This window comes from Bacillus sp. B1(2022), assembly GCF_040259625.1.
GTDB lineage: Bacteria > Bacillota > Bacilli > Bacillales > Bacillaceae > Bacillus > Bacillus velezensis.
Window position 1 is genome coordinate 582623 of record NZ_JANIFO010000001.1, and the last position, 14838, is coordinate 597460.

The 14838-nt window shown below is 46.0% G+C and carries 19 protein-coding genes; 15 read left to right on the forward strand and 4 right to left on the reverse strand.

Going from position 1 to position 14838, the window contains the following annotated elements:
- The first annotated feature begins 86 nt into the window (after positions 1 to 86).
- Positions 87 to 2063 carry a S9 family peptidase gene (locus NQS30_RS02995; protein WP_169510377.1) on the forward strand — a complete coding sequence of 659 codons (1977 nt, stop codon included), beginning with the start codon at positions 87 to 89 and terminating at the stop codon, positions 2061 to 2063.
- A 40-nt stretch (positions 2064 to 2103) separates the two neighbouring features.
- On the opposite strand, the gene NQS30_RS03000 is transcribed toward NQS30_RS02995, so the two are convergent.
- Entirely contained in the window at positions 2104 to 2439 is a 336-nt protein-coding gene (locus NQS30_RS03000; protein ID WP_169510385.1) for a NifU family protein, read from the reverse strand.
- Between the two features lie 79 nt (positions 2440 to 2518).
- On the opposite strand from NQS30_RS03000, the gene NQS30_RS03005 reads away from it, so the two are divergent.
- Positions 2519 to 2845 carry a YuzD family protein gene (locus NQS30_RS03005; protein WP_015418136.1) on the forward strand — a complete coding sequence of 109 codons (327 nt, stop codon included), beginning with the start codon at positions 2519 to 2521 and terminating at the stop codon, positions 2843 to 2845.
- Positions 2846 to 2882: 37 nt separating this feature from the next.
- Here the strand turns inward: NQS30_RS03005 and NQS30_RS03010 are convergent, their stop codons facing one another.
- Positions 2883 to 3950, reverse strand: a complete 1068-nt coding sequence (locus NQS30_RS03010; RefSeq protein WP_025285213.1) for an NAD(P)/FAD-dependent oxidoreductase — start codon at positions 3948 to 3950, stop codon at positions 2883 to 2885.
- A gap of 266 nt (positions 3951 to 4216) precedes the next feature.
- On the opposite strand from NQS30_RS03010, the gene NQS30_RS03015 reads away from it, so the two are divergent.
- The 7 genes from NQS30_RS03015 to NQS30_RS03045 all read left to right on the forward strand — a co-directional run bounded on the left by NQS30_RS03015 (position 4217) and on the right by NQS30_RS03045 (position 9933).
- Positions 4217 to 4453, forward strand: a complete 237-nt coding sequence (locus tag NQS30_RS03015; RefSeq protein ID WP_007408721.1) for a YuzB family protein — start codon at positions 4217 to 4219, stop codon at positions 4451 to 4453.
- 133 nt (positions 4454 to 4586) lie between these two features.
- Entirely contained in the window at positions 4587 to 5804 is a 1218-nt protein-coding gene (locus tag NQS30_RS03020; RefSeq protein WP_012118346.1) for a NupC/NupG family nucleoside CNT transporter, read from the forward strand.
- Positions 5805 to 5927: 123 nt separating this feature from the next.
- Positions 5928 to 6782: a diaminopimelate epimerase gene (gene dapF / locus NQS30_RS03025; RefSeq protein WP_012118345.1), complete on the forward strand. Its 855-nt coding sequence runs from the start codon at positions 5928 to 5930 to the stop codon at positions 6780 to 6782.
- Positions 6783 to 6860: 78 nt separating this feature from the next.
- Positions 6861 to 7223, forward strand: coding sequence for a HesB/IscA family protein (locus NQS30_RS03030; protein WP_003151967.1), 363 nt, complete (start codon positions 6861 to 6863; stop codon positions 7221 to 7223).
- A gap of 230 nt (positions 7224 to 7453) precedes the next feature.
- Positions 7454 to 8485, forward strand: coding sequence for a tyrosine-type recombinase/integrase (locus tag NQS30_RS03035; RefSeq protein ID WP_095352686.1), 1032 nt, complete (start codon positions 7454 to 7456; stop codon positions 8483 to 8485).
- A 160-nt stretch (positions 8486 to 8645) separates the two neighbouring features.
- Positions 8646 to 9377, forward strand: a complete 732-nt coding sequence (locus NQS30_RS03040) for a helix-turn-helix domain-containing protein (RefSeq protein ID WP_218791353.1) — start codon at positions 8646 to 8648, stop codon at positions 9375 to 9377.
- A gap of 19 nt (positions 9378 to 9396) precedes the next feature.
- Positions 9397 to 9933: a tyrosine-type recombinase/integrase gene (locus NQS30_RS03045; RefSeq protein ID WP_095352688.1), complete on the forward strand. Its 537-nt coding sequence runs from the start codon at positions 9397 to 9399 to the stop codon at positions 9931 to 9933.
- An 837-nt stretch (positions 9934 to 10770) separates the two neighbouring features.
- On the opposite strand, the gene NQS30_RS03050 is transcribed toward NQS30_RS03045, so the two are convergent.
- The gene (locus NQS30_RS03050; protein ID WP_095352690.1) at positions 10771 to 10998 is read right to left on the reverse strand and encodes a helix-turn-helix domain-containing protein; all 228 of its coding nucleotides are present in this window, start codon (positions 10996 to 10998) and stop codon (positions 10771 to 10773) included.
- 181 nt (positions 10999 to 11179) lie between these two features.
- Here NQS30_RS03050 and NQS30_RS03055 point away from each other — a divergent pair, with 181 nt between their 5' ends.
- The 3 genes from NQS30_RS03055 to NQS30_RS03065 all read left to right on the forward strand — a co-directional run bounded on the left by NQS30_RS03055 (position 11180) and on the right by NQS30_RS03065 (position 12060).
- Positions 11180 to 11323 (forward strand): hypothetical protein, encoded by a 144-nt coding sequence (locus NQS30_RS03055; protein WP_179288764.1) that lies wholly within the window; start codon positions 11180 to 11182, stop codon positions 11321 to 11323.
- 270 nt (positions 11324 to 11593) lie between these two features.
- Positions 11594 to 11932: a hypothetical protein gene (locus NQS30_RS03060; RefSeq protein ID WP_095352691.1), complete on the forward strand. Its 339-nt coding sequence runs from the start codon at positions 11594 to 11596 to the stop codon at positions 11930 to 11932.
- On the forward strand, positions 11929 to 12060 hold the full coding sequence (locus NQS30_RS03065) for a hypothetical protein (protein WP_014470969.1): 132 nt from the start codon (positions 11929 to 11931) through the stop codon (positions 12058 to 12060). Before NQS30_RS03060 ends, NQS30_RS03065 begins: the two co-directional genes overlap by 4 nt.
- A 187-nt stretch (positions 12061 to 12247) precedes the next feature.
- Here the strand turns inward: NQS30_RS03065 and NQS30_RS03070 are convergent, their stop codons facing one another.
- Positions 12248 to 12463, reverse strand: a complete 216-nt coding sequence (locus tag NQS30_RS03070) for a helix-turn-helix domain-containing protein (protein WP_014470968.1) — start codon at positions 12461 to 12463, stop codon at positions 12248 to 12250.
- Positions 12464 to 12582: 119 nt separating this feature from the next.
- On the opposite strand from NQS30_RS03070, the gene NQS30_RS03075 reads away from it, so the two are divergent.
- The 3 genes from NQS30_RS03075 (at position 12583) to NQS30_RS03085 (ending at position 14832) form a co-directional block, all read left to right on the forward strand.
- Positions 12583 to 13758 carry an AimR family lysis-lysogeny pheromone receptor gene (locus tag NQS30_RS03075; RefSeq protein WP_095352692.1) on the forward strand — a complete coding sequence of 392 codons (1176 nt, stop codon included), beginning with the start codon at positions 12583 to 12585 and terminating at the stop codon, positions 13756 to 13758.
- Between the two features lie 401 nt (positions 13759 to 14159).
- Positions 14160 to 14297, forward strand: a complete 138-nt coding sequence (locus NQS30_RS03080; RefSeq protein WP_165406495.1) for a hypothetical protein — start codon at positions 14160 to 14162, stop codon at positions 14295 to 14297.
- Positions 14290 to 14832, forward strand: coding sequence for a hypothetical protein (locus NQS30_RS03085; RefSeq protein ID WP_095352693.1), 543 nt, complete (start codon positions 14290 to 14292; stop codon positions 14830 to 14832). Before NQS30_RS03080 ends, NQS30_RS03085 begins: the two co-directional genes overlap by 8 nt.
- Positions 14833 to 14838: the final 6 nt, after the last annotated feature.

Here is a 14838-nt window from a genome sequence, read left to right on the forward strand (position 1 = left end):
TTCCCATCAGAGAAGGACGCTTTCTTTTTCTGGAGAAGGATTTTTATTTAGGGAAGCGAAATAAAAAAGAAAAGGAGGAGAAACGATTGAAAAAACTCATAACCGAGGAGGACATTGCGACTCTCGTATCCGTGACAGACCCGCAATATGCCCCTGACGGCAGAAGAGCCGCTTACGTCCGGACAACAGTCAATCATAAGCGTGATTCCTATTCCTCAGCCATTATGGTATATGACACAGAATCCGGCATCTCAAACCCGTGGACTTTCGGGGACAACAGAAATACAAGTCCGCGGTGGTCACCTGACGGACGGCGCCTCGCCTTTGTTTCTGACAGGGAGAACGGCGTCCCTCAGCTGTACATCATCAACGCTGCCGGAGGAGAGGCGGAGCAGGCGGCCGATATTCCTTGGGGCGTATCAGATCCGATATGGGCGCCCGACGGCAGATCCGTGCTTGTGTCCGTCAGTCTGACATCAGCGGAGCGCGCCGATGAGAAAGAAAAAAAGAAGCATGACGAGTATGAGCCGGTTGACATTCAGTCATTAACATATAAACGTGACGGGAAGGGTCTGCTGAACGGAAGCTGGGCCCAGCTTGTGCTGATTCATCTTGAAACGGGGGAGATTCGGCAGCTGACGGATCATGAAGCGGATCATTATGGCGCGGCCTTTTCACCGGATGGCAGGCAGCTTGCGTTTACCGCCAATTTATGCGAGCCGGGTGACGCCGGAAAGCCGAGCGATGTCTATCTGATGAATCTGGCGGACGGAAGCCTGAAGCAGATTACGCCGCACCGCGGTTCTTTCGGTTCCTGCGTGTTTTCACCGGACGGTTCTTATATCGCGATGCTGGGCCATGAAAATGAATTTCGCAATGCGACTTTAGAGAAAGCGTGGCTGTACGACGTGAAAACTGAGCGGCTGTCCTGCCTGACCGACATGCTGGATGTTCATTTGAGCGATGCGCTGATTGCGGATTCAATCATAGGAGGAGTGACGCCTCGGCCGGTATGGACAAACGACGGGCAGGGTTTTTACGTTCTCGGGAGCGAGCAGGGAAGCACCGGTATTTATTATATCTCGATTGACGGCCTCGTATATCCGATCCGATTAGAAGAAGAGTATGTGAACGGTTTTGCTTTTCATCCTGATCAGAAAAGCTGTATCGCTGTCATTGCCAAACCCGCACAGCCTTCCGAGCTTTACAGCATTTCGCTCGAAGATGGGGAAGAGAAGCAATTGACATCCGACAATGATCGGTTTATTGAGGAGCGCATCATATCCGTGCCGGAAAAGCTGCAATATGAAACAAAGGACGGGCTGACGGTAAACGGCTGGTTTTTAAAGCCCGCCGTTTTTGAAGAGGATCAAACTTATCCGCTCATTCTATACATACACGGCGGGCCTCACATGATGTACGGCCATACGTATTTTCACGAATTCCAAGTGCTGGCCGCACAAGGATATGCTGTCGTGTATGTCAACCCGAGAGGAAGCCACGGCTACGGGCAGGATTTTGTCAATCGTGTCAGGGGTGATTACGGAGGCGGAGATTACCGTGATGTCATGCAGGCGGTGGATGAAGCCGTTCAGGCGTATCCGTTTATTGACAGCGGCCGTCTCGGTGTGACGGGCGGAAGCTACGGAGGGTTTATGACGAATTGGATTGTCGGGCAGACCGGCCGTTTTAAAGCAGCCGTCACGCAGCGCTCCATTTCAAATTGGTTCAGTTTCCACGGTGTCAGCGATATCGGTTTCTTTTTTACTGACTGGCAGCTCGGACATGATTTGTTTGAGGAAGCGGATAAGCTTTGGGATCGTTCTCCTGTAAAATATGCGTCCAGCGTTTCGACGCCGCTTTTGATCCTGCATGGTGAGCGAGATGACCGCTGTCCGATAGAGCAGGCGGAGCAGCTCTTTACCGCATTGAAGAAACTGAACAAAACGACGTCGTTCATCCGGTTTCCGAAAGCCACGCATGAGCTGTCGAGAAGCGGCCATCCGGAACAGCGGATGAAACGCATCCGTTATATTTGTTCATGGTTCGATGACTATTTGTAAAAAATAAAAAACCAGGCTGTCATGCAGCCTGGTTTTATGATTAAAATACTTGTTCTACTTCAACGACACCCGGTACTTCTTCAAGAAGGGCGCGTTCGATTCCGGCTTTCAGCGTAATCGTTGAACTTGGGCAGCTGCCGCATGCGCCAAGGAGGCGAAGCTTTACAATGCCTTCGTCTACGTCAACAAGCTCACAGTCACCGCCGTCACGAAGCAGAAACGGACGTAATTTATCCAATACTTCCTGTACTTGCTCTTTCATTTCAACCTCAGTCATGAGATTCGCTCCTTTCATATACATAAAACCATTATATTCACAGTAACGGTAAAAATCTAATGTTTGGTTTGCAAAGCTGCTTTCCCCATTATAGCATATTTAAACTTGAACATAAAAACCGTTTTTTATACAAAAGCTGCCCCGTCCTTTGTATACTGGTGTAAAGGGGATGATATACATGATTAAGCCGGTTACGCTCAGTGTTTACGGCGCTGAAACGCTTTGCGCAAGCTGCGTGAATATGCCGAGCGCCAAAGATACGTTTGAATGGCTGGAGGCGGCGCTGCAACGGAAATATCCGGAACAGCCTTTTCATATGCGGTATATTGATATTGACGCACCGCCTCAGCAAAAGGAGACAGAAGAACTTGCGGAGCGCATCAGAAACGATGAATTTTTCTATCCGCTCGTGCTGGTGGAGGATGTCATTGTGGGGGAAGGGAATCCGCATTTAAAAGATATATATGAAGAAATGGAAAAGCGCGGCTATGTTGCGGGCTCTTAAAAATGGCCGCTGATCGCAATCAGCGGCTTTTTTCTTATCAGCCGTTATGATGCTTGTACATCCATAAAAGGCCTGATTTTAATAAACGGGGCACACGCCCGATGAGCGGACGGTCGTTGACAAGACCGAAGCCCGCTTTTTTTCCGAGTGAACCGAGAACGCCTTTCAGCTTAAATTGCGGCATTGTTTCCGGCAGCTCTTCATTGTTCCAGCGTTTCAGGAGGATCTGCACAATTTGTTCCGCCTGTGCTTCAGCCAGCTGGGCGCTCGGCGCATGCGGCAGGCTCGCGCAATCACCGACGACGTAAACATGCTCATCGCCCGGAAGGTTGTGATGCGGTGTTAAAATGATGCGCCCCTGCGGATCTTTTTCAGCGTCCAGTTCTCTGACGGCTTTATTCGGCTGAATTCCCGCCGTCCACACGATGGCATCGGCCGCTATTCCTTCATCATGATTATAAACGATCCCGTCTTCCACTTTTGTAATATTCGCATTATTGATAATGGCGACGCCGTGTTCTTCAAACCATTTCTGAACATACTTGCTGAGTCTTTTCGGAAAGCTTGATAAAATCAGGTCGCCCCGGTCAAATAACATAATCTTCAGATCGTCACGGCTCTCTCTTAATTCACTGGCAAGCTCCACGCCGCTTAATCCCGCTCCGACGATAGCGACAGATGCATTGGCGCCGAGGTTGTTCAGCTTTTGATAGGCTTCGCGTGACTGATCAATGGTCTGAATGCTGTAAGTATGTTCCGGCGCGCCGGGCACGTTATGATACTTATCCTCGCAGCCCAGTCCGATCACCGCGTCATCGTAAGAAATCGGTTCGCGGTCATGAAACAGAACCTGTTTGTTTTTCGTGTCGACGGAAGCCACCTCACCGTATTGAACATCCAGATTCGGATGCTCAGGAAAAGACACCCTGATATGATGATCAGAAATCGTGCCGGCGGCGAGCGCATAATATTCTGTTTTTAAGCAGTGATACGGGTTTCTGTCAATCAGCGTGATGGATATATCTGACGGAAGCTGGTTCGGCAGTAAGCGGTGCAGCACCCGCATGTTTCCGTAACCCCCGCCGATCAAGACCAATTTTTTCATAATGATTCCCCTTTTGCCCGAAAAATATGGTAGTCAATGTTGTTACAAAATAACGAACTATGTAAAATAACATCTAGAATTATATCGAATTTGATCTAAAACCACAATAATAGTTTTAAAATAACCTACAAATTGACCAGAAAACACGTAATAGTAAAACCTTTAACCTGAATTAATATGTTACGATAACATTGAGCGTGAAACCGGATCTTTGACGAATAGAGGAAATTCCGTTAGGATAAGGTACATATGTGAGGTGAAACCGCATGAATCCGATGATTGAATTCTGTGTCAGCAATTTAGCGCGCGGTTCCCAGGAAGCACTTGAGATCTTAGAGAAGGATCCGAACTTGGACGTGCTTGAATACGGCTGTTTAAGCTATTGCGGGAAATGCATGGAGTCCCTGTTCGCCCTGGTCAACGGCGAAGTGGTCACGGGAGGCACGCCTGCTGAACTGGTTGACAACATATATACATTCATAGAAGAAAATCCGATGTTTTAATCAGAGGCTCCGAATGGGGTCTCTTTTTTATTGCGCCCCGGGTTTTGCAAAATAAAAAATTTGTAGACAGCAAAAATAAATATTGTTATCTTAATAAAGACTTTTTTTAAATAAAATTTTAGAGGTGGATTCATTGAATATCGTTTGGGGGCTGCTCGGGGCAGTTGCTATATTAGCCATTGCTTTTTTGTTATCAGAGAAGAAAAGCAAAATTAACCTGCGAACCGTCATTGTCGGTTTATGTTTACAAATGGCCTTCGGATTCATCGTATTAAAGTGGGACGCCGGACGGGCCGTATTTTTATGGTTCTCAAGCCGTGTGCAGCTTCTCATTGATTATGCGAACGAAGGCATCAGCTTTATTTTTGGCCCGCTGTTAAAAGTGGGCAGCAGCCCGGCTTTTGCGCTGAGCGTTCTGCCGGTCATTATCTTTTTCTCAGCGCTGATTGCCGTTTTGTATCACTTGAAAATCATGCAGCTCATCTTTCGCGTCATCGGAGGCGGACTGTCAAAACTTCTTGGGACAAGCAGAACGGAATCGCTTGCGGCGGCTGCGAATATTTTTGTCGGACAGTCTGAATCACCGCTTGCCATTAAACCGCTGATTGCGGGATTGACCCGTTCCGAGCTGTTTACGATTATGACGAGCGGCCTTTCGGCTGTAGCGGGTTCGACGCTTTTCGGTTACGCCCTGTTAGGCATTCCGATCGAATACCTGCTGGCGGCCAGCTTTATGGCGGCTCCCGCCGGTCTCGTTTTCGGAAAAATTTTAATACCTGAAACGGAAAAAACGCAGACGATAAAAGGCGATTTTAATATGGACGAAGAAGGCGAAGGCGCCGCTAATGTGATTGATGCAGCGGCAAAAGGCGCGTCCACGGGCCTTCAGATTGCTCTAAATGTCGGCGCCATGCTGCTTGCGTTTGTCGCGCTCATCGCCGTAGTGAACGGAATTCTCGGCGGTATCGGCGGCTGGTTCGGTTTCAAACATATTACATTAGAATCCATTCTCGGTTACGTGTTTTCACCGATCGCATTTGTAATCGGCGTTCCTTGGCATGAAGCGCTCGGAGCGGGAAGCTATATCGGACAGAAACTTGTGCTGAATGAGTTTGTCGCTTATTCAAACTTCGGTCCGCATATTGCGGACTTTTCTAAAAAAACGTCTACGATTATCAGCTTTGCGCTGTGCGGATTTGCCAACTTCTCTTCGATTGCGATTATGCTCGGCACACTGGGCGGTTTGGCCCCAAGCCGCCGTTCGGACATTGCGCGCCTCGGATTAAGAGCGGTTATTGCGGGAACACTCGCAAACCTTCTCAGCGCGGCAATTGCCGGCATGTTTATTTAGTAAACGATAAAAGCTCCCTGCATATGCAGGGAGCTTTTATGTATGAAAAACGGGGGATATTTGTATTGTGTCCTAGCAGAAGAGCTTTTATACTAAGTAAAAGAAAAAAAGTTGGAGGCCGATATGAATTCATTCCGTTTTACCAAGATGCACGGTCTTGGAAACAGTTATATATATGTAAATCAATTTGAAGAACAGCTGCCGGAAGAACGGCTGGCTGAGATTGCCGTTAAAGTGTCCAGCATTCACACGGGCATCGGCTCTGACGGAATGATCCTCATCTGTCCGTCAGAAAAAGCGCCCGTCAAAATGCGGATTTTTAATAATGACGGCTCAGAAGGGAAAAATTGCGGCAACGGCCTTCGCTGTGTGGCAAAGTACGCATACGAACATAAGCTGACAGAAGAAACGTCCTTTTTCATTGAGACGCTTTCAGGTCTAGTGAAAGCAGACATTACAGAGGACAACGGGATTGTGCGTGAAGTCGCCGTCGATATGGGCGAACCGCGCCTCACCAAAAAAGAGCTGCCGATGCTCGGCAATGAAGATGAACGGACGATCGATGAAACCTTTGTTTTTGGAGAAACGGAGCTTTCCGGAACAGCCGTATCAATGGGAAACCCCCATATTGTTTTTCCGGTTGCGGATATTAATCAAGCGCCTCTTACAACGCTCGGTCCCGTCATTGAAAAAGACCCGAGATTTCCGGAAGGCGTCAATGTCGAATTTGTGGAAACCGTCAGCGCCGATGAACTTCATTTCCGCGTATGGGAACGCGGCTCCGGCATTACACAGGCTTGCGGAACAGGCGCCTGTGCGGCGGCTGTCGCATCCGTATTGAACGGTGTTTCCGAACGAAACCGGGATATCACCGTTCATTTAGCGGGAGGCGACCTTGTGATTAATTGGCAGGACAACGGGCACGTACTGATGACGGGACCCGCCGAAACCGTATGCAGCGGCGTCTATTATTTGTAAACAGCTCGTTTGAGAAATACTCTCCTCAAGGTTTATAATAGATATCAGCATCCGTTTTTAAAAAAAGGAGGTCTACCTATGAGTGTTCCAGTAACCATCACTGAAGCAGCGGCTTTGCATATAAAAGATATGATGAAAGAGCATGAAGAAGAAAACGCGTTTCTCCGTGTGGGCGTAAAAGGCGGCGGCTGCAGCGGCCTGTCTTACGGAATGGGATTTGAGCACGAAAAAGGCGAAAAAGACAGCATGTTTGAACAGCACGGAATCACCGTTTTGGTCGACAGCGAAAGCCTTGATATTATGACCGGCACGATCATTGACTTCAAACAGTCCATGATGGGCGGCGGTTTCACCATTGACAACCCGAATGCCATCGCTTCCTGCGGCTGCGGTTCATCTTTCCGCACGGCCAAAAACGCCGGTACGCCGGAAGAGTGCTAAGGGTCAACCCGTTGGTATATCAACGTTTTTCTGCTCGATCCTATTTCCGAGATATGAATCGATCATCTAATCGGAAACTGAATCGGAGGATTACGGATTGCAGCGAAAAATCCGCGATTAATCGTTATTATTCGGAATAAAAACAACCCTGTTTTACGGTTGTTAGGATTGTTGATGACGCTTTTCTTAGCGATGTAACTTAAATCATCGTTAAGGGAGGCGTTTTTATTATGGCGTTAAATAAGAAACGACGAAGAGTTACGAATGTTTCGGCGGCCAAAAAAGACTACCCGCGGTTACTACTTAGCGAAGCATTAGAGATCGCTTTGGCCGGTAAAAGAACGGAAGGACTTCGCGAAAGAACGCTCACAGATTATAAAAAGATGTGGCGGTATTTTACCGAATGGCTTAACGACAACTATGAAGTTACATATATCGATGAGATCACCACGGAGATTTTAAGGAACTATATTAACTACATGAAATACGACAAGCCACGGTATCACGGGCACAAGTATATAAAATCAGACGATAATAAAGTCGGGCTTTCAGATACGACGATAAATATTAATTTGCGGACTATTAAAGCGCTGTTTAATTACCTTGACCGCGAAGAGTTGATCGAGGTAAATCCGGCCGCACGTGTTAAGTTGCTCCGGCAGGACATCGATCTTACAAACTGTTTTACTGATGATGAAATTAAAGACATATTGCGGCAACCGAATTTACGGGATTATGTGGGCTTTCGTGATTACTGCGCTATGAATTGCCTGCTGGATTCCGGGCTTCGCATCGAGGAGTTGTTGAGTCTACGCGAAAAGGATATAGATTTTTCAAGCCGATTCATAACGATTAACGCCGATGTTAGTAAAAACAGAAAGCATCGGTTAGTGCCTATATCTGCTCATTGTGTAAAGCTTTTGCTTCAGCTTATCACAGAAAATAAATCACACTTTACGACTGATCGTATTTTTCTATCCAGTTATGGCGAGCCCTTGGGCGCAAATCATTTTAATAAGAGGCTGAAGTATTATGCGGAAAAAGCCGGTGTAAAAGATAAGAAGGTTACTGCGCACGTATACCGTCATACTTGGGCTAAAACGATGATACTAAACGGCTGTGATCCGTTCACGTTACAGAAGATCGGAGGATGGTCGGACATTAGAACAATGCGTCGTTATATACAAATGGATACGAGAGCAATGAGAAGAAGCCACGACGACTTTTCACCGCTAACGACAATTAGAAAGAAAAAAGCCTAAAAACAAAAAAAAAGAACGCCAACCCATCGGAAATGAATCCGATAAATTGAACGCCCTAGACCTGTGTTCATTATATCGGAAAAAAGCGTACTCGTCAACGCTTATTTAAGTGCGCCCATTTTTCCGACGGACCGGCGTCTCTTATCGAGGAGAGAGCCGAATGTATACGAAAGAAGCCTCTAAAATGGCGTCGTTCCGTTCAGTGGACGAGCTTAACGGCGCCATCCGCACGCACATATACCGCAATAAATCCGATCTAACGCCTGCCGCAATCGAGGTTCTAAAGGTGTTGTCTCGTCATGCCGTCAAAACGCCGGGCGTGGCGTATCTGAAGCTCGCAACGATCGCAGAGCTAATCGGCAAGCACCGCGTTACTGTGATTCGGGTCATTAAGCGTTTAGTCGATCTCGGAATTATCCGCAAAGAAATTAAATACCGGCCAGTATCCGGCGGCAACGGCGCAAATATGTACGTTATCCTGCCGGCGGCCGATGTTACTCCGTCCGTGTTACCCCGTCAAGAAGCCGAAAAGCCAACGGAGACAAAGCCGGAAGCGCCGAAACGGGAAAACGAAGCTGTTATTTCTCAAAGCAAATTAAAGTTCTTACAGAATACGTATGCTGCGTTTAAGTCTGCGGTCAATACGTTTGTTAGCGATCGGAAATTAACGAGCAAGCTGTACGGCATATACCTTGCGCATACGTCGTATTTAAAAGGCGTGTATGCTGCCGATATTCTTCAAGGAATCGGACTGGAAGCCGTTCGTCAAACGTTTATAGCGACTAAACGGAAGCCTATCCGCAACTTGGCCGGCTATTATAATGGTGTACTGGACCGGATGCTCGACCGGCTATTTGCTACGCGGTTTGACGAGATGATCGATAAACAATAAGAAAACGAGGTGTTACATAATGGCAAACGCTGTGGATGCAATTAAAACGAAGCGAGACATTAACCGTATGAAGAACGCACTGAACGGACGTGACAAGGACATGTTTGTTTTCGGTGTGTCGTTGGGGCTGCGTATCTCCGACTTATTAACGCTGAAGAACGGCGATCTACGCGGACAAACGCATTTAAAGCTACGGGAAGGGAAAACGGGGAAGATGCGGCCGATAAAGCTATCGAAAACGGTTCAGCTTGCGGCCGCTAAGTTGGCCGGCCCTGATGATGCGTATATCTTTCGTTCGCGCAAAGGTGTAAATAAACCGATTAGCCGTGTGCAGGCGTATAACATTTTAAAAGCTGCCGCTGATCGGGCCGGCTTAGACATTGCGATCGGTACGCATACGCTGCGTAAAACATTCGGCTATCAACTGCACGCCAAAGGAATCGATATCACACGGATTATGAAGATATTCGGCCATAGTTCGGAGGCGCAGACGTTGAGATATATCGGCATTACTGCGGAAGAGATCGAAGCAGCTTACGAGGCTATCGAAGTATAGGGGCCGCAGTAACCAGCCGTGCCTACCGAGGACGGCCGCCCCGAACTCATGGGGTGGCGGCATGTTACGCCAGCAATACGGCACAGAGTCGTAGGCATGCGGTAGGTAGCACAGGAATGAAGGCGCAACAAACCGCGTCAGATCAACGATTAGACGGATAATAGGCCGCAGTATATTCGGGACATATTGCGTCCATGTGTATTACTGCATGTAACACTAACGCATAACCAGTATGCAGTATCTTATACATTGTATGCGGCATAGGGCATCCGGCATGACGTTGATACGGCGCGGTTTAAGCGTTGCATAAAATACGTAAGAAACAATGCGCGTTCGAAACGTCTTTAAACGTTGTTGTATCAATGATTGTCGATGATTGCGAATGTAACTCAAGTTCATTCTGTTAAATTCATTATTCAATTATATGAATGAAGTATACAGAACCATCCGAAAAGAATATTTTTCAACCACCCGACCCCCAAAGCCCCCGAACACGACCCCCGCAACTGCTGTTTTTAATTAGCGCACAAAATTTTAAACTCGGCGGGTTGCTTTGCGCATAAAAAAAAGACGCTGATTGTTCAGCGTCAGTAATCTATCGAATGCGGACCGTTTTGCAATCCGGGCACATAACTAGTTTAGCTGGGTCTCTATCGTTAGTTGCCGAGTTCAATCCTCTACTTTTCACGAGAAAAACGTAGTCCTTATCTGCCGCAATTGTGACAAAACTTCGCTCACCTTCTTCGAATCCACAAGCCGCACATTTTATATTTCCCATTAAAAACACCTCCCTACGTCAATTATATCAGCGTAGGAAGGCGTTGTGTGGAGGGTGGGTCAGTCTTGGCGTTCGAATTGGACGACATCTTCGATAGGGCAGTCTAAGTATTCGCAAATATAAGCGATTGTAGTCAACGAAACAAACTCGCCGGCTGAGAACTTCGCCATGATTGTCGGGGAGATGCGTAGATCATCCTTTAGTTGTTTCTTTGTTATGTCTTTCTTTAATAAAGTCATCTCTAGTGGTTTATAGTTTGGTTTTAAGGTTAATGATTTCTTCGTCATTCTAATACCTCCGAAAATGCTTGCTATGTTTATGCACTTATTATAACATATATGCATAGGAATGATACAAAAAAGTGTAGAAAAAATACATAAATGTGTTGACTTAAACTACACAAAAGTGTATTATAGTATTAGAAGGACGGAACAGCAGTCCTTCAAAAACAGAAAGGAGGACGGAAGATTGATTGAACTAATCACAAAGCTTTCCGTTATCGCCGCATCTTGGCTAACGATTCTGAAACTCGCGTTAGAACTTCGCAAGATGCGAAAAGAGACGAAAAGCAAAAAGCGACGCTCTCCCTCCAAGAAGAAACGTCGCAAGTAACCAAGACGGGGCGAAAGCCCCGGCTGTTCAATCAATTATACCACATATGAAAAAGATTAATACAATCGAAATTTTCCTAATCGTTGCCCTTTGTTTCTGGATCGCAAGCATGAATTTTACAGCACTTTCTGTTTTAGACTTCATCGGACTTGGCACAGCGGTCGTATATTGCGGTTTGATCGTGTGGAAGTTGCTGTCCCGATGAATAACAAAACGGCGTTCGGCGGCAGCGAAGTCGTCGGACGTCACTAAACGAAAGGATGATCCGTTATGACAAACGTTATCAATAAAAACAGCCTTATTCCGGCTGAGTACGTTATATATAATTTCGCAGGAGAAGGAAAAGACTTGCGGAAGGACAAACAGCTCGTTCACTTAGGCGGTAATTTAGCGATTGGCTACGAAGAGGGTTGCGGTATCATGCTTTATGAAATGGCTGGCGATCCCGGTGCGTGGGAGATCGGAGACAATGACCACGTCTTACACGATATATACGATGATGGTTGGCTCTCCGATGTCCCGATCCAAAAGCTCGCGAGTATGTCGGTTCTTGAATTCATGCTCACGGTTGCCGAAAGGAAAGCGAAGAAAAAGGCGGTGGTTTCATGAATATCCGTAGTACGCTTTACCTGATTGCGCGAATTCTCGGTGATGTCAACGCAGTCAAACGCGGGAAAATCGGTCAAAGAATTGTCCGGAGGGCGGCCGGAAAAGCCATCGGCAGGCTTTTCAAGTAGTTTAGACTCGTTTGTCAACAATTACCTCTAAAAACTTTGTGACTTTCGACATATTTCGACGGAAAAATTCTCAATAATCAGGTAATATAGTGAACAACAAGGGAACACTTGTACGGGTGAAAATTCAGGTGGCTTATGTAAGCCACTTCTCGGTTGACGGGTGATGCTTAATCCCGCCAGCGACTGTCTATTCTTGCGGAATCCATTCGTACAGATCATCTATGGTGCAGTTTAAGATCTGCGCAAACGTTCGAGCAGTTCCGAGAGTCATTTCTTGTTTACCCTGTACGTACTTAGAGATATGACTCTTATCGTAACCGCTTTTGTCCGCAAGCATCGTTTGTGTAAAGCCACATTCGACTAACAAGTCGCGAAGTAGACACCGTCCCGGTCTGTACTTCACCGATTAAACACCTCCGCAAAGCTTTTATCGGGCTTTACGAAGGAAATTATAAACTATTGCCGTCTGTTTTTCTATTCGTTTCTGGATGCACAATCACTTCGAGGAAGAAGGGGAAAAGGTTGAAAAGTTTATCTGATGAAATATTGAACTTAATTGAGGACAGCGACTTAAGTTACAAAGAGGTCGCCAGCATGGCGGGAGTTTCTGCCCGCAGTATTTATGAAATAAAAAATCGTGGAACTATAGGATTTATAACTATGCTCAAAATCGCCCAAGTCTGTAATGGTGCGGACTATCACACAAAAATGAATAAATGGTGTCATTTACTCACTACCACTGAAGGCATAAAACATGCCTTTGAATACGCAGCGATAAAAAGAGATATTGAGCTGCTGGGGGACTTGTTAGACAGTGCAGAAGGCGACGATGCTTTAAGTGCATACTATGGCATTTACAGCTTGATTTATAGATTTATGAGGAAAGAGATTGCTTTCCTAGACTTGTATGATTTGCTGAAACAGGTTCGAATTTCAAAGGATAAAAACCTTGCGGTTATAGTGGATATCTACAAATGCTATTTGCTTTACTATCAAAAGGACTTTCTAGGCATACTCCAGTCGGCAAATATAATTGAAAAAGAAATACAAAACATCAGCCAAGAAAGAAGCGCCTTCTTTAGACAGTGCTACATTTACCGATTGGCTGAGGTGTTAATGCCGGTACACTTACATTTTAATAATTTTGAAGCTTCGCGCAAATTTGCAAAAATTCTACTTTACAGTAATATCAGCAATAAAACTATGTCAGACGGTTATTATTGTATTGGGATGACATACCTAGGCAGAGACAAGGATGTTTGCATAAAGAGTTTAGAACGCAGTTATGAATTGATGAAAGAGATTGAACGCACTGACTTGATCGAAGAATCCCGAATGCATTTAGAACTAGCGCGATTGTACTATGACGTAAAAGAAGGAGCGGCCATCCAAGGCGTGGCGGGATTTGCGGAAAGAATGAGATTGAAAAGTGATTCAGATTTCATAAAGTATTTTGAGTATCGGCTAGAAAACTCGCTGTCAAAAATCTACGAGGGTTATAAATACTTTTTTAGTCGAAAGAATTTCTTGTTTGCTAATTTAATAGCCGATGACCTTGCGTGTTTTGGAGTCGACCTAGCGCAAGTAGAGGCTCTCAAGTCGATAAATCTAAGCGAAAAGGTGGAGTTTAATTTTGAAGAAGAAGTTGTTAACTGTTTTAGCTATTGGAACCGTATTAGTATCGCTAGGGTATCTTAACAAGGACGAGGTGTCGACGAAAGAGGCGAAGTCAGAATATAAAGTGGCCGAGATAAGCCCGGGGGCGTAGAAACAAACATAGCCCGCTGATAAAAACTTGGCGGGCATACTCATTATTAAAATTTGGTTAACGCGTTTTGGCGAACGCATAACAAAAAGGCCGACCCGTTGGCGCGGGCGACCCGTAAATCTCAGTTAGAAGATACAACAAACACGACATTTACACTCTTGGCGGAGTAATCGTATTTGTCAATCGCTGTTACTTGCACATAACAGCTTTTTAAACAACCAAAAGAACCCGAAGGTTTTGTTACTTATTTTGTATTTTATCCGTTGTCACCGGATTTTACAAGGCGAACAGTATGCGAACACCTTCGGGAAATTGAATGGAGGTCAATGATATGCCAGTCGATTTCACATGGATATTTCCAATATCCGCAGTAATCGTAGTGTTTATCTTAGGCTGCATGGTATGGGCGGTTTGGAAAACGGATTCCGGCGCTCAAAACAACAACTTCGGAGGGTTCGACAATGAATAAATATAACGTTTCTCGATCGGCAGTAAAAAACGCGGTAGCTCGTCTCGGTCTTACAAAAACGCAAGCACAAAACGTATTGCCGAAATATGCGCAAGGTTCTTCATTCGTTTGGTCGCTCGAATCAACAAGCGGAAGCCAAGCCGTTTACGATAACTATAACGAAAGAGTGCGCCTTGTTATCGCTGAGAATGGCATCGTCTTGGACGTTTTCCCTATTGATTACGCGCTACAGTCACCGCACAACCTCTCGGAAGAGGTACGCCAATCGCTTAAGGAATCGACTAAAAAGACTCTGATCGCGAGAAGAGACGAGATCCACCGCAAATGGTGCGAAGCTGAACTCGCTTTTCACGAAAATAGTTACGAAATCGCTAAAGTGCGCTTCGAATTAATTGACGCAGGTACCGAAGAAACTGCGGCGTTAAACAGCCGTTTAGCAGCTCTTTGCGCAGATAATAAGCGACTACATGAGGATAGATCAGCGCTTAGAAAAGAAAGGACCGACTTAGAACGTGCGATTGTACCTTATATCTAAGCTTGC